19 protein-coding genes, 2 tRNA genes and 7 pseudogenes are annotated in these 20364 nt (G+C 37.4%); 26 read left to right on the top strand and 2 right to left on the bottom strand.

All coding sequences use genetic code 11. The features are described 5' to 3' along the window. The first annotated feature begins 45 nt into the window (after nucleotides 1-45). The 15 genes and pseudogenes from JCM13188_RS16125 (at nucleotide 46) to JCM13188_RS16060 (ending at nucleotide 11072) form a co-directional block, all read left to right on the top strand. Nucleotides 46-687 carry a 50S ribosomal protein L25/general stress protein Ctc gene (locus JCM13188_RS16125; RefSeq protein WP_054754930.1) on the top strand — a complete coding sequence of 214 codons (642 nt, stop codon included), beginning with the start codon at nucleotides 46-48 and terminating at the stop codon, nucleotides 685-687. 153 nt (nucleotides 688-840) lie between these two features. Then, on the top strand, nucleotides 841-1404 hold the full coding sequence (pth, locus tag JCM13188_RS16120) for an aminoacyl-tRNA hydrolase (RefSeq protein ID WP_054754929.1): 564 nt from the start codon (nucleotides 841-843) through the stop codon (nucleotides 1402-1404). Nucleotides 1405-1467: 63 nt separating this feature from the next. Continuing rightward, entirely contained in the window at nucleotides 1468-1686 is a 219-nt protein-coding gene (locus tag JCM13188_RS16115; RefSeq protein ID WP_054754928.1) for an anti-sigma-F factor Fin, read from the top strand. Nucleotides 1687-1770: 84 nt separating this feature from the next. Next, a pseudogene (mfd, locus tag JCM13188_RS16110) lies at nucleotides 1771-5298 on the top strand (transcription-repair coupling factor). Between the two features lie 104 nt (nucleotides 5299-5402). Further along, nucleotides 5403-5934: pseudogene (gene spoVT, locus JCM13188_RS16105) on the top strand (stage V sporulation protein T). Between the two features lie 114 nt (nucleotides 5935-6048). Beyond that, complete coding sequence (locus JCM13188_RS16100) at nucleotides 6049-6330, top strand: oligosaccharide flippase family protein (RefSeq protein ID WP_054754927.1); 282 nt, start codon at nucleotides 6049-6051, stop codon at nucleotides 6328-6330. Further along, nucleotides 6300-7013, top strand: a complete 714-nt coding sequence (locus JCM13188_RS16095) for an oligosaccharide flippase family protein (protein WP_279402002.1) — start codon at nucleotides 6300-6302, stop codon at nucleotides 7011-7013. The genes JCM13188_RS16100 and JCM13188_RS16095 overlap by 31 nt, the downstream gene beginning before the upstream one ends. Beyond that, nucleotides 6980-7558 carry an MATE family efflux transporter gene (locus JCM13188_RS16090; protein WP_279402001.1) on the top strand — a complete coding sequence of 193 codons (579 nt, stop codon included), beginning with the start codon at nucleotides 6980-6982 and terminating at the stop codon, nucleotides 7556-7558. The genes JCM13188_RS16095 and JCM13188_RS16090 overlap by 34 nt, the downstream gene beginning before the upstream one ends. After that, nucleotides 7558-9006, top strand: a pseudogene (gene yabN, locus JCM13188_RS16085) (bifunctional methyltransferase/pyrophosphohydrolase YabN). The gene JCM13188_RS16090 and the pseudogene yabN overlap by 1 nt, the downstream one beginning before the upstream one ends. 16 nt (nucleotides 9007-9022) lie before the next feature. Continuing rightward, a complete protein-coding gene (locus tag JCM13188_RS16080) occupies nucleotides 9023-9295 on the top strand; it encodes an RNA-binding S4 domain-containing protein (protein ID WP_054754940.1) in 273 nt (90 codons plus the stop codon). A 57-nt stretch (nucleotides 9296-9352) separates the two neighbouring features. Further along, nucleotides 9353-9658 (top strand): sporulation protein YabP, encoded by a 306-nt coding sequence (gene yabP, locus JCM13188_RS16075; RefSeq protein WP_054754924.1) that lies wholly within the window; start codon nucleotides 9353-9355, stop codon nucleotides 9656-9658. Further along, complete coding sequence (gene yabQ, locus JCM13188_RS21525; RefSeq protein WP_054754923.1) at nucleotides 9655-9834, top strand: spore cortex biosynthesis protein YabQ; 180 nt, start codon at nucleotides 9655-9657, stop codon at nucleotides 9832-9834. The genes yabP and yabQ overlap by 4 nt, the downstream gene beginning before the upstream one ends. 396 nt (nucleotides 9835-10230) lie before the next feature. Beyond that, a complete protein-coding gene (locus tag JCM13188_RS16065) occupies nucleotides 10231-10467 on the top strand; it encodes a hypothetical protein (protein WP_054754922.1) in 237 nt (78 codons plus the stop codon). A 32-nt stretch (nucleotides 10468-10499) separates the two neighbouring features. Then, nucleotides 10500-10619: pseudogene (locus JCM13188_RS21520) on the top strand (septum formation initiator family protein); the annotation flags it as partial. Between the two features lie 72 nt (nucleotides 10620-10691). Beyond that, nucleotides 10692-11072 carry a S1 domain-containing RNA-binding protein gene (locus JCM13188_RS16060; RefSeq protein WP_054754921.1) on the top strand — a complete coding sequence of 127 codons (381 nt, stop codon included), beginning with the start codon at nucleotides 10692-10694 and terminating at the stop codon, nucleotides 11070-11072. 578 nt (nucleotides 11073-11650) lie between these two features. Here the strand turns inward: JCM13188_RS16060 and JCM13188_RS16050 are convergent. Together JCM13188_RS16050 and JCM13188_RS16045 are read right to left on the bottom strand one after the other, a co-directional pair. Beyond that, a tRNA-Glu gene (locus JCM13188_RS16050) sits at nucleotides 11651-11722 on the bottom strand. A 10-nt stretch (nucleotides 11723-11732) separates the two neighbouring features. Beyond that, a tRNA-Met gene (locus JCM13188_RS16045) sits at nucleotides 11733-11806 on the bottom strand. A gap of 226 nt (nucleotides 11807-12032) precedes the next feature. Here JCM13188_RS16045 and JCM13188_RS21515 point away from each other — a divergent pair. The 11 genes and pseudogenes from JCM13188_RS21515 to ftsH all read left to right on the top strand — a co-directional run bounded on the left by JCM13188_RS21515 (nucleotide 12033) and on the right by ftsH (nucleotide 20342). Then, a pseudogene (locus JCM13188_RS21515) lies at nucleotides 12033-12973 on the top strand (hypothetical protein). A gap of 164 nt (nucleotides 12974-13137) precedes the next feature. After that, nucleotides 13138-13263 carry a hypothetical protein gene (locus tag JCM13188_RS19805; protein ID WP_279402000.1) on the top strand — a complete coding sequence of 42 codons (126 nt, stop codon included), beginning with the start codon at nucleotides 13138-13140 and terminating at the stop codon, nucleotides 13261-13263. Next, on the top strand, nucleotides 13235-14518 hold the full coding sequence (locus JCM13188_RS16030) for a SpoIIE family protein phosphatase (RefSeq protein WP_279402005.1): 1284 nt from the start codon (nucleotides 13235-13237) through the stop codon (nucleotides 14516-14518). The genes JCM13188_RS19805 and JCM13188_RS16030 overlap by 29 nt, the downstream gene beginning before the upstream one ends. Nucleotides 14519-14593: 75 nt before the next feature. Further along, a complete protein-coding gene (locus JCM13188_RS16025) occupies nucleotides 14594-15343 on the top strand; it encodes a vWA domain-containing protein (RefSeq protein WP_054754916.1) in 750 nt (249 codons plus the stop codon). Beyond that, nucleotides 15306-16235: a serine/threonine protein kinase PrkT gene (gene prkT / locus JCM13188_RS16020; protein ID WP_054754915.1), complete on the top strand. Its 930-nt coding sequence runs from the start codon at nucleotides 15306-15308 to the stop codon at nucleotides 16233-16235. Before JCM13188_RS16025 ends, prkT begins: the two co-directional genes overlap by 38 nt. A 77-nt stretch (nucleotides 16236-16312) precedes the next feature. After that, on the top strand, nucleotides 16313-16453 hold the full coding sequence (locus JCM13188_RS19800) for a hypothetical protein (RefSeq protein ID WP_279401999.1): 141 nt from the start codon (nucleotides 16313-16315) through the stop codon (nucleotides 16451-16453). Nucleotides 16454-16458: 5 nt separating this feature from the next. After that, nucleotides 16459-16867: pseudogene (gene tilS / locus JCM13188_RS21510) on the top strand (tRNA lysidine(34) synthetase TilS); the annotation flags it as partial. After that, a complete protein-coding gene (gene tilS, locus JCM13188_RS16010; RefSeq protein ID WP_369405104.1) occupies nucleotides 16862-17536 on the top strand; it encodes a tRNA lysidine(34) synthetase TilS in 675 nt (224 codons plus the stop codon). The pseudogene tilS (JCM13188_RS21510) and the gene tilS (JCM13188_RS16010), both read left to right, overlap by 6 nt. Next, nucleotides 17517-17663 carry a TilS substrate C-terminal domain-containing protein gene (locus JCM13188_RS21505; RefSeq protein ID WP_369405103.1) on the top strand — a complete coding sequence of 49 codons (147 nt, stop codon included), beginning with the start codon at nucleotides 17517-17519 and terminating at the stop codon, nucleotides 17661-17663. Before tilS (JCM13188_RS16010) ends, JCM13188_RS21505 begins: the two co-directional genes overlap by 20 nt. 14 nt (nucleotides 17664-17677) lie before the next feature. After that, nucleotides 17678-18215: pseudogene (gene hpt / locus JCM13188_RS16005) on the top strand (hypoxanthine phosphoribosyltransferase). Between the two features lie 117 nt (nucleotides 18216-18332). Continuing rightward, nucleotides 18333-20342 carry an ATP-dependent zinc metalloprotease FtsH gene (ftsH, locus tag JCM13188_RS16000; RefSeq protein WP_054754912.1) on the top strand — a complete coding sequence of 670 codons (2010 nt, stop codon included), beginning with the start codon at nucleotides 18333-18335 and terminating at the stop codon, nucleotides 20340-20342. Nucleotides 20343-20364 lie beyond the last annotated feature (22 nt).

The raw sequence follows: 20364 nt of genomic DNA, 5'->3' as shown, positions 1-20364 counted from the left end.
GGGAAGGGAAAATAATAGACTTAAAAATTACGGAGGTTGAAAATCATGGCAGCAACAATACAAGCGCAAGATCGTACAGATCTACGCAGATCACAAACTAAACGATTAAGAAAAGAAGGATACGTTCCAGCGGTAGTTTACGGTAAAGGTAAGGAACCTGTTACGGTAGCCGTTGAGGAAGTTGAATTAATTAAAAACGTTCGCGACGAAGGTCGTAACGCTGTATTTTCTTTAGAAGTTGAAGGCAAAGATCAATTAAATGTGATGCTTTATGAGTATCAGTCAGATGTTATTAAAGACAAACTTGTTCATGCAGATTTCTATCAAGTGGACATGTCTACAGAAGTTGACGTAGAAGTTAACATTAACTTCGAAGGTGAAGCACAAGGTGTTAAAGATGGTGGTGTTAAACAACAAGCGCTACACACCATTAACGTTCGCTCAACTCCTAATAACATTCCAGAAGAGATTTCAATTGATATCTCAGAGTTGAACATTGGTGATAGTATTACCGTTGGTGACTTAAATGCAGGTAAAGGTTATGAGATTTTAGATGATGCAGAGACAACAGTCATTACCATCTTACCGCCACAAGCAGAAGAGGTTCCTGAAGAAGGAGAAGAAGGCGGAGAAGAAGGTGCTGAGCCAGAAGTAATCAACGAGAAAAACGATAACGAAGACGAATAATTAATTGATTAATTTAAACCATAATAAAGATCGAAGTCACACATCTATTCGGCTTCGATCTTTATTTATTTAGTTTAAGATCCATATTATTAGTACATCCTAAATTAAAATTTATTACATAAATTAGCTTAATGAATAGAGGAGTCGCATATTATGAAGTGTATCGTTGGTTTAGGGAATCCAGGTTTTAAATATCGCAAAACTCGGCATAATATAGGATTTATGGTTGTTGATCACATTGCGAAAGAAAACGGTTGGAAGCTAAGTAAAAGTGGTTTTGAGTCTCATTATGCAGAGGAACACTGGCATGGTGAGAAAATCATTTTACTCAAACCACAAACGTACATGAATTTATCTGGGAATGCTGTCAAAAAGGTTGTTGATTATTATGATCTAAAACCTGAAGATCTAGTGGTTGTGTATGACGATTTAGACTTGCCAACTGGACGAATCCGTCTTAGACAAAAAGGTGGTCACGGGGGTCACAATGGAATTAGAAGTATTATTGATCAACTAGGAACAAAAGAATTCAATCGAATTCGTTTTGGAATTGGAAGACCTGAAACAGATTTACCAGTTGTAGATTATGTATTAGGAAAATTTGCAAAGTCAAACCGCACAATTGTTGATGAAGCAATTGAACAGTCAGCGCATGCTTGTGAAGATTGGATGCGTCAACCATTTTTAGAAGTTATGAATACGTATAATGCTAAGTAATGCTGCATAAATCTCCTTATTTTTGGCAAACCTAATTAATAGTTTGCTGAAGGAGGTTTTCGTGTGTCAGTTACAATGAAATGTAGACACTGTAGACAATCAATGGGTGTCATAGAGGATGAAAACCGTGTTTATGAATTATTAGGACAACAGCCTCTTGCCTTAGATATTGTGCAGCTAAATGACGATGGTGAGACTTTTGTTCAACTTGTTTGTGAACATTGTGAAGAAATTTTAACTCAAAATCCAAATCTTTTTGAAAATGATACATTTATTCATTAATAGAATTTACCGCTTTGGTGATAACCAAGGCATTTTTCTGTTTATGACTGATTAGGCATTGTAGGTGCAAGGGGGGAGTATTTGTTGCAGAATTTGAAGTCATATTTAACTTCACAAGATGACATTGTTAATTTACTCGAGGGTCTTGATAGCGGAATGAGTGAACAGTTAGTTGCCGGCCTGACTACGTCAACAAGACAGCTACTAGCTGGTGCACTACAGGAAAAAACAAGTCGTCCAATGTTGTATATAACCCATAATCTAACGCAAGCACAAAGGTATACGAAGAATTAGGGTCGGTCTCTGAGGACCCTGATTCAGTTTTGTTATATCCAGTTAACGAATTACTAGCAGCTGAGACAGAAACAGCCTCCCCTGAGCTAAAGGCTCAACGATTAGAGGTTTGGGAAAAATGGCAAACGAATCAACAAGGAATTTTGGTTGTGCCTGTTGCGGCATTAAAAAGAGTGCTGCCCCCATCTGATGTTAGTGAACGAGCGTCAGTAGATTTCCAAGTAGGTCAGGAGTATCCATTTGAAGAGACGATTGAGAAGTTAGTCAAACTGGGTTTCAAACAGACTGACATGGTAACGGCTCCTGGTGAAATGAGCCGGCGAGGCGGCATAATTGATTTATTTCCTTTAACGGAGATCAATCCATTACGCATTGAATTTTTTGATGATGAAGTTGAATCAATTAGGTATTTTAATGCTGAAGATCAGAGGTCAGACAAAGAGCTTAATCAAGTTCATATCGGACCTGTACATGAGTTTTATTGACATCTGACCAGATGTTATCAGCTGCTGATCAGTTAAAACAGCTTCTATCTAAATCTCTTAAAAAGATTAAAGAGCCTGACAAGCAAGAAAAGCTTCAAGAATCCATTGGCTATGATATTGAAAGGCTTGAACAGGGTGAACATTTTCCAGGTTTAGTCAAGTACTTATCGTTACTCTATGATGATGTTTATAGTTTAATAGATTATTTAAGCGATGATACCGTGATTGTATTTGATGAGATGAGTCGAATTATTGAGACAGCTGAGCAGTTAGACCAAGAGGAAGCAAATTGGTATACCGATATGTTGGAGACCCAGTCTTTAGTTAGTGGGCTTACGCTAACGTTTGACTGGGCTACTGTCATGCAAAAATGACTCAGCCAAAATATATTTTTCTTTATTTTAAGGCATATCCCAAATACAAAGCCTGAAAATATAATTAATGTATCTAGTCGCCAAATGCAAACATTTCATGGTCAAATGCCAATGCTTAAAAGTGAGATTGATCGATGGACGAACGCCAATTTCTCTGTCGTAATTGTTGCTCAAGATGAAGAGAGAATGGACCGAATTGTAAGTGTGTTAGATGATTATAAGATGACAACCTACAAAGTTGATTCAGACACAGAGCTTCCAGTCAATGAACCAATTGTTATTCAAGGGAGCCTAAGCCAGGGCTTTGAGATGCCAGCTTTTAAGCTTGCCGTTTTAACTGAAGAAGAACTGTTTAAAAAGCAAAAGCCTAAAAAGCGAAAAACGTCAAAAAATCTCAAATGCTGAAAGAGTTAAGAGTTATCAGGAACTTAAAGTAGGCGATTACGTCGTCCACATTAATCACGGAATCGGTAAATACTTAGGCATTGAAACGTTAGAAGTGAATGATCTTCATAAAGACTATATGGTCATTAACTATTCAGGAAATGATAAGTTATATGTTCCGGTCGATCAAATTGATCAGGTTCAGAAATATGTTGGTTCAGAAGGTAAAGCACCTAAGCTATATCGTCTAGGAGGAAGCGAGTGGAAGAAAGTTAAGTCTCGCGTTCAATCTTCGGTTGAGGATATCGCGGATGATTTAATCCAGCTTTATGCAGAACGAGAAGCTTCTAAAGGTCATGCATTTTCTAAAGATACTGAAATGCAGCGCGATTTTGAAGCGGCTTTTCCTTATGAAGAAACTGAGGACCAATTGCGCTGTATTGATGAGATTAAGCATGACATGGAACGTGAACGCCCTATGGACCGTTTATTATGCGGTGATGTTGGCTATGGGAAAACGGAAGTGGCCATTCGTGCAGCATTTAAAGCGGTAATGGATAATAAACAGGTAGCTGTGCTTGTACCGACAACTATATTAGCTCAGCAGCATTTCGAAACATTTCAGGAACGTTTTCAAGAGTTTGGTGTTAATGTTGGTTTACTTAGCCGTTTTAGAACGCCTAAACAGCAAAAAGAAACGTTAGATAAATTAAAAAAGGGTTAATCGACGTAGTTATTGGCACGCACCGAGTCCTATCAAAGGATGTTGTGTTTAAAGATTTAGGATTACTCGTCGTAGATGAAGAGCAGCGTTTTGGGGTTAAACATAAGGAAAAGATTAAACAGTTAAAAGCTAATGTGGATGTGTTAACATTAACAGCTACTCCAATTCCGCGGACACTTCACATGTCTATGGTGGGGGTGCGGGACTTGTCTGTCATAGAAACGCCACCAGAGAATCGTTTTCCAATACAGACTTATGTATTAGAATATAATCCTGCTTTTATTAGAGAAGCTATTGAACGTGAATTAGCAAGAGGCGGCCAAGTGTTTTTCTTATACAACCGGGTCGATCTTATTGAAAAAGTATCGGCAGAGATTGATGCGCTAGTTGAAGACGCTAGAGTTAATTATGCACATGGTCAAATGAGTGAAGGTCAGCTAGAAGGGATTATCTTCGACTTTTTAGAAGGTAATTTTGATGTATTAGTCAGCACTACAATTATCGAAACAGGAATTGATATTCCAAACGTTAACACGTTAATTGTATACGACGGTGACAAAATGGGACTGAGCCAGTTGTACCAATTAAGAGGCCGTGTTGGGCGTTCTAATCGTTTAGCCTATGCCTATTTTACTTATCAACAAATAAAGTCCTTTCAGAAGTAGCTGAAAAACGATTAGAGGCCATTAAAGAGTTTACTGAACTAGGGTCTGGCTTCAAAATTGCCATGCGTGACTTATCGATTCGAGGAGCAGGAAATTTACTAGGCACAGAGCAACACGGGTTTATTGATTCGGTCGGGTTTGACCTTTATTCTCAAATGCTTAATGATGCTATAAAGGCGAAAAAAGAAGGTAAAACTTATGAAGAAACGAAACCATTTGAGGTTGAGATGTCATTAGCTTTAGATGCTTATATTCCTAGTGAGTATATTACGGATGAAGCTCAAAAGATCGAAATGTATAAGCAGATTCAAGCTGCTGATGATCTTCAAGATATTTATGATACAAAGGATGAATTATTAGACCGTTTTGGTGAATACCCTCAAGAGGTTGAAGATTTATTACAAGTCTCTCGCATTCGGATATTAGCTAAGAAGGAACGTATTCAGAATATTGATGAACGTAAAAATAAAATGGAGTTATTAATGGATGCAGATGAAAGTCAGAAAGTTGACGGTGCGCAGTTGTTTACGCTTGCGAATGAATATGGACGAATGGTTCAGCTTGGTACTGAAGGCAAGCAACTAAAAATAACGTTTCAATTTCAAAGGCAGAACCGCGTAAAACGCTATCAAGTACTCGAAGAATTTTTATCAAAATTAGATGAAACAAAAATTACCAATAAATGAATAGATTGTGCTTCTTGTCTCATACTAAAAATTACTAGCAGGTGACGAGCGGGTAGCCATCGTTACCAATGCAAGTACACCATAGAAAGCGGGGATTTCAAGAAATGAAAGCAACAGGAATTGTACGCCGAATAGATGATCTCGGCAGAGTTGTTGTCCCTAAAGAGATAAGAAGAACATTACGCATTCGAGAAGGGGATCCATTAGAAATTTTTGTCGACCGAGAAGGTGAAGTTATTTTAAAGAAATATTCACCGATAAATGAATTAAGTGAATTTGCACAAGAGTATGCACATTCCTTATTCGATTCTCTTGGTCAAAAAATCTTAGTATCAGATCGCGATGAAATTATTGCAATCGCGGGTGCATCCAAGAAAGAGTACTTAAATAAAAACATAGGCAAAGAGATTGAATCGGCGATGGATAAGCGGGAAAACAAAGTTGAGAAAACGAGTCAACGATTGAAATCGTTGAAGGCAAAGAGGAATCGGTCTCATCTTATCTTATTCAACCAATTGTATCGAATGGTGACCCAGTTGGAAGTGTCATAATGATTATGGACAAAGGTTCATTGACGGACGTCGAAGTTAAAGTCTGTCAAGCAGCCGCAAACTTTTGGCGAGACAAATGGAATAATTAAGCTGAACAGTAAGGAGGAGACTACCTTACTGTTCTTTATTATGTTAAGAGAAAAGATTGTCAGTTTTAGTGTGCTATAATGGTAAAAAAACAGGTTGAACGGAGTTTAATATGAGTAGGCAAGCAATTTGGATTAAAGGTGCCCTTTTACTGACTATCGCGGGTTTTATAAGTAAAGTGTTAGGCATGATTTATCGGGTACCGTTACAAAACATGGCTGGTGATGAAGGGTTGTACATTTATCAGCAAGTTTATCCGATATTATCAATTGCGATTCTCTTATCAGTGTACAGCATTCCGGGTGCATTATCTCACACACTTAAAGACAAAGATCAGCAAATTGACGCACGCCTTCCAAATACGTGGGCGGTTTTTATTGGTTATTTGGCTTAGGATTTATAATATTTTTAGGCATTTGGTTGTCGTCAGATTTTTTATCAAGCGTTATGGGCGACGCATCACTCGCTCCCTCAATAAAAGCTGCAAGTTTAATGTTTTTAATAATTCCCTTTACAGCTCTATTTAGAGGGTTTTTCCAAAGCGTTCATTTAACAGAGTATGTCGCGATCTCTCAAGTGGTTGAGCAAATGGTTCGCGTATTTGGGATTATTATCGTGACAATCGTAGCGGTGAATCACTTGCCGATTTATTCCATTGGTGTTTTAACATCAATTGCAACAATAATAGGGGCAGTTATAGCAGGTCTATGGTTAACCTTAATGTTTCGCCGCAAGAAAACAGCCTACAAGCTTTCAAAGCATCAAAAGCTTAAAGGAACGTTTGTACAATCGTTGCTTATTGGTATAGCAGTGTATAGTATCACGTATGTCCTGCATTTGGTTTTACAAGTGGTAGACGTCTTTTCACTAGTTGATTTATTAAGAAAATATGGTTTGGCATTCGAAGAAGCTAAAATCGCTAAAGGAGTGTTTGATCGCAGCCATTCAATGGTGCAGCTTGGTTTAGTCATTGGGTCATCTTTAGCGCTTGCACTCATTCCGGCTCTAAATAAGGATTTAAACCAACAGTTACTAGCTTTAAAGTGGACTTTTTACTATCATTATCTGCCTCATTAGGATTAGTAGCAGTAATGCCTAATCTAAATCCGCTTTTGTTTATAACAAGACAAGGGACATATTCAATCCAATTAATGATGGGGTTAGTCTTTTTATTATCAATGACCATTGTTATTTCCGTCTTTTTGCAAGAATATAACTATCGCATTCAACAATTAAAATGGGTCTTGATGATGATTATTATAAAGTGGTGTTTAAATATTTTGCTCATTCCTAAGTTTGGACTAGTCGGATCTAGTATGGCTTATTTAGTGGCTGTTAGTTTTCTATTGCTTGTGTTTATCGTAAAATGGAAGCAATTAACAAAGGTTAGTATTCCGTTTAAATTTTTCATCAAAATCTTATTATTAAGTGTAATTATGCTAGGGGCCGTATGGTCTATTAATCAGTGGCTAATAGTGGACCGTTTAGTGTTAATTCCAATTGTATTAGCCCAATGTGTATTAGGAATATTAATCATTTTAATCGGGCTATATGTCTTCAAGATTTTTTCTAAAAATGAATGGATGGCTTTGGTTGGTCATCGGTTTGAAAGGAGATCATGATGGGTAACATTACTGTAGTAGGGCTAGGCGCTAGTTCAATTGACCAATTACCATTGGGGATTTATAGAAAACTCACTCAGCATGAAGGAACAATCTACACAAGAACAAAAGAACATCCTGTCGTACAAGTTCTTGCAAATGAAGGGGTTCAATTTGAATCTATGGACAATGTTTATGAATCCTTTGATCAATTCGAACAAGTATATGAGGCCATTTCGAATCAACTAATTCAAAAAGCCTAATTGAAGATGTTTTGTATACAGTGCCTGGACATCCAATGGTTGCCGAACGGACCGTCAAAATACTACGGAACAATGAAGAGGTAAAGGTTGATGTCATCGGTGGGCAAAGCTTTATAGATGCGTTATTTTCAGCTGTTAAAGTTGACCCAATAGAAGGGTTTCAACTGCTTGATGGTACAGACTTAAAGCGAGAGCTTATTCAATACAGGCAGCATATATTTATTGCTCAAGTTTATGATGAGATGGCGGCATCAGAAGTTAAGTTAACGTTAATGGAAGACTTACCATATGACTATCCGATCACGATTGTGGATTCTGCTGGTGATATAGAAAATGAGAAGGTTAACACTGTTCCGTTATATCAATTAGATCGTCAGTTTCAATTTTCAAACCTAACGACTCTTTACATAAAACCAGCTGATTCATCTTTACTACACCATCAGTTTGATACAATTAGGGAAGTGGTTGCGAGGTTAAGGGGGCCTGGTGGCTGCCCGTGGGATCAAAAGCAAACCCATGAATCACTTCGCCGTTTTTTAATTGAAGAAGCTTATGAAGTGATCGATGCAATTGAGGAAGAAGATGATGCTCATATAGCTGAAGAACTTGGAGATGTACTACTTCAGGTTATGCTTCATAGTCAAATTGCTGAAGAAAGCGGATATTTTACCGTGAATGATGTGATTAGGTCGATCACCGATAAATGATTGAACGTCACCCTCATGTGTTTGGAGATGTAAGCGTTGACTCTGCAGAGGAAGTGAAGAAGAACTGGGAACAAATTAAACAAAAGAATCGTCCCAAAACGGAGTCTGTTTTAGATGAATTAAACGAATCATTACCGAGGTATTATTTGCTAAAGAAATTCAGAAAAAAGTATCAAAAGTGGGGTTTGACTGGAATGAACCTACTTCTATGTTCTCTAAAGTAGAGGAAGAAATAAAGGAATTACAAGAAGCGCTGTCGAATGAGTCAACTAGTGATGCAGAGATGGAATTCGGAGACGTGCTGTTCTCACTTGTGAATGTTGGCCGATATTATCAATTAGATCCAGAGCTAGCACTCCATCGAACTAGCGTAAAGTTCATAAAACGGTTTAAAAAGCTTGAGGAAATGTTAAAGCATGATCAAATAAATATTGATGATGCATCATTGGAATTAATGGATCATTATTGGGAGAAGGCTAAACAAACAGAGAATGAATAATATAGGGAGTGTCATTATGAGAGTTGATAAATTCTTAAAACTATCAAGGTTGATTAAAAGAAGGACGGTTGCTAAGGAAGTGGCTAGCCAAGGTCGGATTGAAGTCAATGGACGACCAGCAAAGGCTTCTTCTGAATTAACAGTTGGTGACGAAATCAAAATTCGTTTCGGCCATACATTATTAACGATTCGGGTCGAACGATTAAGTGAGCAAGTCAAGAAAGACGAAGCGACGACACTATATACGGTCGTTAATGAAGAAAAGGTTGAGCAAGAGAGAATCGATTAAAAATAGTGTGATAAACCTGTCCTTTCTATCATAGGTATATGATAGGAGGGATCGGACATGCAATATGAACAAAGCCTATATAAGAATGAACGTGAAAGAGAGCAAAACCACGAACTTAAACTTACGAACCGTCGTCGCTTGGAATTAACAGGTGTAAAGGATGTAGACAGCTTTGATACTGAAGAGTTTCTGCTTCAAACGACACTAGGATACTTAGTCGTTCGAGGTGAGAACCTTCACATGAAAAACCTAAATGTGGAGGAAGGACTATTAACGATTCAAGGGAAAATAGAAGCCTTCAGTTACATCGATGATCACCAGGGCAATAAGAGTAAAGGTTTCTTTAATAAGTTATTTAAATGAACCTAGATACTCAGTTCTTAACCATGTTAACCATGGTAAGCGGAGGGGTTGTAATGTCAGCTATGTTTGATACGTACAAGCTGTTATTGCGACCTCAAGCTTACTGGAATCGTGTGATCGTCGATATGTTATTTTTCCTCACACAAGGCTGCCTCATTTTTATTTATTATTTTTAGCGAATGGCGGCATTATCCGTTTTATTTAGCTTTAGCAGTGCTACTAGGAATTTCATCGTATTACGCCTTATTCCAGACTATTTATATACCTATTTTAAAAAGTTTTATCCGTTTTACAATTCATGTATATCAGTTAATCAGTCGTCTCATTCAAACATTGGTTATTAGGCCTGTTATATGGATTATTCAATTAGTGGTAGCTATTTTTGTAGGCGTTCTTTCGATCGTTTGGAAGATAATAACGATTATTTATCGCGTGATAGCCTTCTTTATTCGACCTTTTATCCCTAAATTCGTCCAAAATTACTTGCTGAATTTACTTTCAATCTGTAGTAGAATAATAAATAAGCTAAAAAAGGACTTGCTATACCTTTTAAAAATTTAGGAGGCGTAAAAATGACGAGGCGGACTCGTAGCCGGCGTAATGTTGCGAAAATCCAAACTGAATATGTTCAAGAACACGAAGAACAAAGGGACTTTAAGGCAAAACAGAAGAAGCTATTATTCCGCAGGTTACTAGCTTTTGGTGTGCTATTTTCCTTAATCATGGGAATCTTGGTGTTTACGCATATTAATCAGCGTGCAGTGATGGAAGAAAAGCAACAAAATACGATGAAAAAGTCGCCACCTTAGAAGAATATAAAGCAGAAAATAATAAGCTTAATAAAGAAATACAGCTTTTAGGCGATATTGATTATTTACTAAAGATCGCCAGGAAAGACTATTTCTTTTCAGAAGATGGGGAAATTATTTTTAAATTACCAGATGAAGACCCTTCTTATTGACACTTATTTCTCTGCTTATATATAATATATAAGAATATATCTTTTAATTTTTTAAGGAGGAGCATTTCTTTTATGTCAGTTGAAGTAGGCAGCAAGTTGCGTGGTAAGGTTACCCGCATCACAAACTTTGGAGCATTTGTAGAACTACCAGATGGCTCTACAGGGTTAGTTCACATCAGTGAGGTGGCTAACAAATTCGTTAAAGACATTAATGAACATCTATCAGTCGGTGACGAAGTAGAAGTCAAAGTGTTAAACGTTGAAGATGACGGGAAAATTGGTCTTTCAATTAAGAAGGCTAATGAAAAGTATGAAAAGCAAGCTCAAAAGAAACGCAGTGAAAGCTTCGAATCCAAAATGAACAAATTTCTAAAGGATAGCGAAGATAAATTAGCGTCTCTTAAAAAGCATACGGAGTCCCGTCGTGGAGGTCGAGGTGCTAAGAGAGGATAACTTGCTGTCGAAAAAGATGTGTGAATAAAACATTTAATGTTGGATATAAATTCATTTTCTAAAAGGCGCTCAATATTGGGCGTCTTTTTTTAAATAGAAGAAATGCATAAAATTTTAAAGAGGGTAGATAAATCTCAAATTGAGGTAGATAAAACTGAATTAAGGGTAGATATATTAGATCTTTGGCTAGCAGTGGTAATAAAATCACGAGAAAAAAGGGTTCTAAGTCAAAAGTTTTGTTGAGCATACGCTCACTCCTAATTTAATTAAAACGAACCAACCTTTAAACTTTTATATTGATGATGCTATAACTAATCTAAAACGATCAAATCATTTAAATCCAAAGGTAGGCCTGACACTCCAGCGGGAGAGCGAGCCAGGCGAGACCCCACAGAACGTAACGTTAGTGGAGTTCGAGGAGGCTCGCGGATCGCCCGCGAAAAGGGAAGGCCTAACCTGGAAGGTTAACATTAAAGACTTAAAGGATTTATCAGAAAATAACCTCTACCCCAACAAATAATGTAGAGCCAAAAAAAGCCGTTCAAACTAATTTCAGTTTGAACGGCTTTTTGCTTTAGTGACCCGTACGGGACTCGAACCCGTGTTACCGCCGTGAAAGGGCGGTGTCTTAACCGCTTGACCAACGGGCCTTATTAAGAGTGGCGGCGGAGGGGATCGAACCCCCGACCTCACGGGTATGAACCGTACGCTCTCGCCAGCTGAGCTACACCGCCAAGTTGTGGTCAGTTAAGTAAATCTTTTAAACACAAAATTTATAATAATACAGGTTTTCATATGTGTCAACAATTTTTTTGAATAAGTTTTTATGATGTTACAACTTTTTTCATAATAGTCCTCTTAACAAACCATATTTTGTTGAAATAGTGAGAATAAGCGAAGCTAAACGTCGAAAACTTTTTTGAAATAGTCACGCTATTTTGACAAAAAAATTAATAGATTATGTGGTTGAATTTAGTTAAAGGAGTGGTCGTGAGTATGGCAATATTATCTAAAGTAGGAGCAGTGACGACTGAGCAACCTAAATTTCCTAAGTTAAGTCAATTCTATCAATCTATTAAACAAATCGTTGTACGCAAGTTATTCGACCAAGGATGGTTATTATACATGATCGGGTTTTTCCTTGGACGAGCCATCATATTATCTTCTTTGTCGCCATTTGCTTTGGCGTTTTTAGCAACAACAATTATTACGAGAAAACAATCAGCCTTCACCGTGTTTATGTTTTTATCAATGGGTGCCATAACAGTTAGTATACAGCAAACGATGTACATTGTTGTTTCTGGTATTATTCTCATGTTTATTTATAAACTCTTCTTAAATAAAATGGCTAGGATTACAAGCCCAGTCATTGCAGCTACATTAGTCAGTTCTGTCATCGGGCGTGGTGTTTTTTATGTACTTGAAGGGTCCATTGTCATGTATGATGCAGCCATTTTAGCAACAGAAGCTGTACTGAGTGCCTTTTTAATTATGATTTTTTACAATCATTCCCTTACTTGTCTAATAAAAGGCCAGCGTTGAAGGTGAAAGTTGAAGAAATTATTTGTTTAGTTATTTTAGCAACGGCAGTTATTACTGGATTCGTAGGTTTATCCGTCACAGGAGTAGGTTTAGAGCAAGTTGGTTCTAAATACTTTGTTTTATTAAGTGCTTTTATAGCTGGTGCGACCGTTGGATCAGCTATTGGAGTAATTGTAGGTTTAATGCTCAGTTTAGTGAGTACGTTTCATCTCTATCAGGTGAGTTTGCTAGCGTTAGCTGGCTTATTAGGTGGGCTGCTTAAGGTTACCAATAAATATGGGGTCATACTTGGTATGTTTGTTGCGACCGTGTTAATTGGAATGTACCAGGTAGATGTACTTCGTTTCAGCAGCTGCTAATTGAGGCAAGTATTGCAGCTGGGGTCTTTGTATTGACTCCTAAGTCGTTAATAAAAAGATGGCTGCTTTTGTTCCGGGTACAGAAGAAGAGAAAGAAGCACAAGAGCAATATGTAAAAAAAAGTTAGAAATGCAACGGCTGAACGTGTTGAACGTTTTTCTGAAATGTTTCAAGCTTTATCTCATAGTTTTGCTTATTATGATTTGGAACAGAAGAATTTAGAAGCGACAACAGAAGTAGATGAATATTTAAGCAGAGTGTCTGAAAAAAACGTGCCAGACTTGTCTTAAGAAACATCAATGCTGGGTCAATAATTTCGATAGAACCTATAATGTATTGCACGATACAATGCAGTCAATTGAAGATCACGACGTGTCGCAGTTAAATTTAAACGTTGGAAAGCTTAAAAACTTTTGTATTAAACAGGATCAAATGGTTGATCAGATGCGATATGAACTCTCGTTCTATCAGGCTAATAAACGATTAAAACAGCAGGTAAAAGAAAGCAGAAAGTTTGTATCCGAACAATTAAATGGCGTATCTGAAGTCATGAACAACTTCGCAAAGGAAATTTTAAAAGAGCGTCAAGAACACGACTGGCAAGAAGAAGAAGTTAAACGGCTTATTCAACAGCTTAATTTAAGCTTAGACCGTTTAGAATTATATTCGATCGATCAAGGCAATGTGGATATGGAAATGACTTTACACTTCAATGAATATCATGGAGAAGGTGAGAAGCTCATTGCTCCGATGCTTTCTGAGTTGTTTGGAGAATCGATCGTCGTTGAATCAGAGGACCCGGTTGATGCTAGAAGTGGTTATCGCACATTTAACTTCGCATCGATTAAAAGGTATCAGCTTGATACGGGTGTTGCACACGCTGCCAAAAACGGTAATTTCTTATCTGGAGATAGTTATGTCATGCTTGAACTTGGAAAAAGTAGATATGCAGTAGCGATTAGTGATGGTATGGGGAATGGTGAGCGAGCATACTTAGAAAGTTCTGAGACATTAAAACTACTTAAGCAAATCTTACAGTCTGGCATAAATGAACGTGTTGCCATTCAATCGATTAATTCTATTTTATCGCTAAGAACATCAGATGAAATCTATGCCACCTTAGACCTTGCCATCATAGATTTACAAGAACCAAGAGCCAATTTCTTAAAAATTGGTGCATCGATCAGTTATATTATCAGGTCAGGTTCTGTTTATCCGGTTGAAGGTAGCAATGTACCTATTGGGATTTTAGATGAGTTCGATGTTGAGCCAGTTAATGAATCTCTAAAAGATGGAGACATTCTTGTTATGGTGAGTGACGGTGTTCTTGAGACGACAAGGCTTGAAGAAAATAGAGAGGTTTGGCTTAAGCGTAAATTGAAAGAACTTGAGACAGAGAACCCTCAGGAAATTGCGGACATCATCTTAGAAGAGGTTGTTCGTAGTAACCATAATCAAATTTTAGATGATATGACGGTATTAGTAACGAGAATTGAGAAAAGTAAACCGAAGTGGGCATCTTTTGCGTACCCAAAATCAGTTTAATAATCCATATGATTGATAGTATATGTTGCCTAAAAATCGTCAACAATGGTTAAAAAGACGAAGGAGGCGCATATCATGCATACAGGAACTATCCGTCAAATTCTATTAATTACAGATGGCTGCTCGAATCAAGGGGAAGATCCTATTAAGGTGAGTTCAATGATTGCTCAAAAAGGAATTGCAGTTAATGTAATAGGTGTACTAGATGATGATCAAACCGAAGAACCAGTTGGACTATCAGAAGTCAATGATATTGCTAATTCAGGAAATGGAATTAGCCGAATTGTCTATGCTGATGTCCTTTCAGAAACTGTGCAAACAGTAACGAGGCAGGCAATGACACAGACGATTCAGGGCTTTGTCTCTAAAGAATTAAGTCAGATTTTTGGACAAGAGACAAATGAAGAAGATCTTCCACCTGAGACGAGAGGTGAAGTTCAAAAGGTCGTAGAAGATTTAGGCGAAACGGTTAATTTACAAGTGTTAATATTGGTTGATACGAGTGCATCTATGCAACATAAAATGGAAGCGGTAAAAGATGCGATTGATGACTTTATTTTAAGTTTACAGGCAAGAACGGGTGATCACTATTACTCTATTTACCAATTCCCTGCAAGAAATCAAGTCGTTAAAGAATTACTTCCGTGGACAAACGACGGAAAAAGAGTCAACAAAGTATTTCCTAAATTAGCAGCAGGTGGGATCACACCTACGGGGGCAGCTTTAAAGCAAACCGTGAAAGCTTTCCAAAACGTACCGTCTTCTGAGGAATGGAGGGACGATTCGGATGACATCATCGATTCATCCTACGGTTCGTCTTACTAGTCAGCAACGTCTAGAAGGTATTTGGAACAAGCGAACCTACACAATCGTTCGCCTTATTGGCGAGGGAGCAAGAGGTTCTATATATCTAGCCCGTATAGGAAACCGTTATGTGGCATTAAAAATAAGCCAGGATTCTAGTGTGATTTCAGCAGAAGTCAATGTGTTAAAGGAATTCAAAAAGGTCCAAGGCCCGCCGCTTGGGCCTCTTTTATTGGATGTGGATGATGCTTATATTTCTCATGATTTAAAGTTAGCATTTTATGTAATGGAATATATAGATGGTGTGCCTGTTTCAGACTGGGTTAAGAGAGAAGGATTATCTTGGTTATTTCCGATTAGTTTTCAATTATTAAAGAAATTACACAAAATCCATCAATTAGGATACATATACGGAGATCTTAAGCCAGATAATATTTTAATCGATCGAAAGACTAAACAAGCTAGATTAGTGGACGTGGGCGGGGTTACTGCTCTTGGCCGAGCAATCCGAGAATATACAACTTGGTTTGACCGCGGTTACTGGAGGTTAGGTGACAGGCGAGCTGACGTGACTTACGATTTATTTGCTTTTGCTGTTTGTTTGCTTAGCTTGGATCCTCATGTCACCATACACAACACAAAAGAACGTGACATCTATAAAGTCTTAAACCAGGCTAAATCGCTTAAACCACTCACTCCCATTTTAAAAAAGGCACTAAGTGGTCAATATAACAATGCACTAGAGTTAAAAAGTGAACTTGGAGTCATCAACAGAAAACAATTACAACCAACTAAATCTAACAGAAAAACGGCTACTAATCCTAAAATTGATTTTTGGCCAGAAGCGCTTGGGTTATCTTCCATTATTTTAGTGCACGCAGGTTTATTCTACTTTTTATTTTATAGAATATAGGTACATTTATTGAACTATAAAAATAGATAGTGGTACGATGAAAGAATAGTAATTTTATGAAATGGTGTGCGAACAATATGGAATCAGCTGTATTCAACTTTAACCAAGAACATCGTCTGTTTGAAAAAGGTGATACATTGTTTCTGGCAGTCTCTGGCGGGCCAGATTCATTAGCTTTACTCCATTTTTTGCCTCCATTCGAGAATCATGGAATCTAAATTTAATGACACTTACCGTCGACCACCAATTAAGAGGACAAGAATCTTTAGATGATGTCAAATTTGTTCAAAATGAATGTGCACGTTTAGGAATACCATGCAAAATAGGACGAGTCGATGTTTCTGGTTATAAAAAGGATCAACAAGTAGGTACACAAGTTGCTGCAAGAGAAAAAAGGTATCAGTTTTTGCTGACTGTATGAACGGGTATAATCATAGTAAGCTTGTATTAGGTCATCACCAAGATGATCTAACAGAAACCATGTTCATGCAGTTTATTAAAGGCGTACGGCCAAAAGGGTTACCAATTAAGAGAGATTTTGACGAACATAAGATTATAAGGCCTTTTTATGTATTACTAAAGACGATATTTTAAATTTTATCCATAAACATGACTTAAATCCAAGAATGGATCCGTCAAATGAGCAAGATACTTATACTAGGAATCGAATTCGTAATCAAGTGATTCCGTTGTTAGAAAAAGAAAATCCAAGCTTAACTCATAGCCTTGCAGGCTTGCAGGTACAATTGAATGAAGAAGAAGAATTAATGCAATCATTGGCTCATGAACAGTTCAGTAAAATGGTAGATATGAATATAAATTATGCTACTTTTTCAATTACTGAGTTTAATGAGATACCCGTACCTTTACAAAGGAGAATCTTTCATCTAATATTAAACTATCTTTATACACATGAGATGATGGATAAGGATTATTTTAATACTTTTAAAGAGTGGATACAGTCTGATCAAAAGAACAGCCAGTATCAAATTAATAAACAGATTACATTGATTAAAGCTTATGATGAATGCCGAATTTTAAAAGGTTCAAATGCTGTTGAGTCGTTTCATAACATTATAAATGTTGGTGAAACTTTACAGCTTCCAAATGGTTGGTCGGTGTCAGTAGCTGAGGTTGATGTTGTTCAAGATACAGGTAATGACACATTCTTATGTGATAAGCATCACATATCACTTCCACTCATGGTGCGAACAAGAAAACATGGTGACCGTATTAAACCTAAAGGAATGAAAGGTCGTAAGAAAGTAAAAGATATTTTTATTGATCAAAAAAATTCCTAAGTATTTACGGGATGAATGGCCGATTGTTGAGTCTAATGGTGAAATCATTTGGATTCCGTTCGTATGTAAAAGTCATTTAGCAGAAGATAGCGGTCAAAGATTAATTCAAATAACTTTTCATAAATGATTAGGGGGATCTCCATGCACGATGAGATTAAAGAAATATTAATTTCTGAAGAAGACATTCAAAAGAAAACTAAAGAGTTAGCGGCTGTCATCACTGAACAATTTGACGGCAAATTCCCACTTGCTGTCGGTGTGTTAAAAGGTGCTATGCCTTTTATGAGCGACTTATTAAAACGAGTGGATACACATATCGAGATGGATTTTATGGATGTGTCAAGTTATGAAGGTGGAATGAGGTCTACTGGCGAAGTTAAGATTATTAAAGACTTAAATACAAAAGTAAAAAGGTCGTGACTTGTTAATCATTGAAGATATTATCGATAGTGGATTAACACTCAGTTACTTAGTAGATCTATTTAAATATCGTAATGCAAATTCAATTACGATCGTGACGTTATTAGATAAACCATCAGGCAGACAATCAGATGTTAAAGCTGATTTAGTCGGGTTTGAAGTGCCAGATGCTTTTGTTGTAGGGTACGGGTTAGATTATCAAGAAAAATATCGTAACCTTCCTTATATCGGAGTATTAAAGCCTGAAATTTATTCATAAGTTGAACTATACACCTTGTACGATTTGTTCAGAAAATGTTCAAGTAGCTATCAGTTGAGGCACCTATTTTTATTATGGTAGTATAAGTTTAGTTTGTCGCTTAGGAGGAGGTACGTAATGAACCGAGTGTTCCGAAATACATTCTTTTTCTTTATTATATTCCTAGTGTTAATCGCTATTATCGGGATGTTAAATAACCCGAACCCTGACACGGAACAACTAAATTATAAAGAATTTAGAAGTGCATTAGAAAATGGTCAAATTACTGAGTTGACCATTCAATATACAAATCAAGCGTATGAAGCTCGCGGGGAGATGTCGAGTGATGGAGGTAGTGCTAACTTCCAAGCTGAATTTCCTGCAAACGAGCAAATCGTAAGTGAGATTGTGAGTACTGCAGAAGAGCAAGTTGATACCTTTTCAACTGTCAAAGCAGAAGAGCCTAGTGCATGGGCGCGTTTCTTTACAACGTTAATTCCGTTTATTATTCTGTTTATTTTATTCTTCTTCTTACTTGGCCAAATGCAAGGCGGCGGTGGCCGTATGATGAACTTTGGTAAGAGTAAGGCAAAGATGTACACAGAAGATAAGAAGAAAACGAAGTTCCCAGATGTTGCTGGTGCTGATGAAGAAAAGCAAGAGTTAGTTGAAGTAGTTGACTTCTTAAAAGATCCTCGTAAATTTACTGAACTTGGTGCAAGAATTCCTAAAGGGATTTTACTTGTTGGACCTCCTGGTACAGGTAAAACATTACTAGCAAAAGCTGTTGCTGGTGAAGCTGGCGTTCCTTTCTTCTCAATCAGTGGTTCTGATTTCGTAGAAATGTTCGTTGGTGTTGGTGCATCACGTGTACGTGATTTATTCGAGAATGCGAAGAAAAATGCACCTTGTATCGTCTTCATTGATGAAATTGATGCAGTAGGTCGTCAGCGTGGTGCTGGTGTTGGTGGCGGTCACGACGAACGTGAACAAACACTTAACCAGTTACTTGTTGAAATGGACGGTTTCGGTGTTAACGAAGGTATTATTATGATTGCGGCTACAAACCGCCCAGATATTTTAGACCCAGCATTACTACGTCCAGGACGTTTTGACCGTCAAATTACGGTTAACGCTCCAGATGTTAAAGGTCGTCAAGAAGTATTAGCTGTTCATGCTAAGAACAAACCGTTAGATGATTCAGTTGATCTTAAAACGATTGCGATGCGTACGCCAGGTTTCTCAGGTGCAGACCTTGAGAACTTGTTAAATGAAGCTGCATTAGTAGCAGCAAGGGATGACGTTAACAAAATAGCTATGGAGCATGTCGATGAAGCGATTGATCGCGTCATTGCAGGTCCAGCTAAGAAGAGTAAGGTTATTTCTGAAAAAGAGAAAAACATTGTCGCTTATCACGAAAGTGGTCACACAGTAATCGGTGTAGTACTTGATGAAGCAGACATGGTTCACAAGGTTACGATAGTTCCTCGCGGCCAAGCTGGAGGGTATGCGGTTATGCTTCCTAAAGAAGACCGTTACTTCCAGACTAAACCTGAATTACTTGATAAAATCACTGGTTTATTAGGTGGACGTGTGGCTGAAGAAATCATATTTGGCGAAGTAAGTACAGGAGCTCACAATGACTTCCAGCGTGCAACTGGTATAGCTCGAAAAATGGTTACTGAATTTGGTATGAGTGACAAGCTTGGACCACTTCAATTTGGTAACACTGGAGGTCAAGTATTCCTAGGTCGCGACATACAAAATGATCCAAATTACAGTGATCAAATTGCTTATGAAATCGACCAAGAGATTCAATCCATTATTAAATCTTGTTATGAGCGTGCAAAAGAAATTCTTACTGAAAATAAATCACAGTTAGAATTAATCGCTAAAACACTATTAGAAGTTGAAACACTAGATGCAGCCCAAATTAACAGCTTATTCTATAAAGGAGTCTTACCTGAGAAGACGACTGATGATGAAACATCTGCAACGACGGATGACTCTCAAGAAGATACAACTGAAAGCGAAGAGTCACAACCATCAGAATCAACGCAGGAAGATTCACAACAAGACGTTAAAGTGAATATTCAAAAGAAACAAGATGATGATTCGGAAATTGATGACTCAGATCATAAAGATTAATAATGATAACCCTCGCCTTTTT

This window comes from Piscibacillus salipiscarius JCM 13188 (assembly GCF_001311865.1).
In the GTDB taxonomy this organism is placed as follows: domain Bacteria; phylum Bacillota; class Bacilli; order Bacillales; family Alkalibacillaceae; genus Piscibacillus; species Piscibacillus salipiscarius.
Note: the sequence above shows the minus strand (reverse complement) of the source record. Positions and strands in the feature narration are given on the sequence as shown.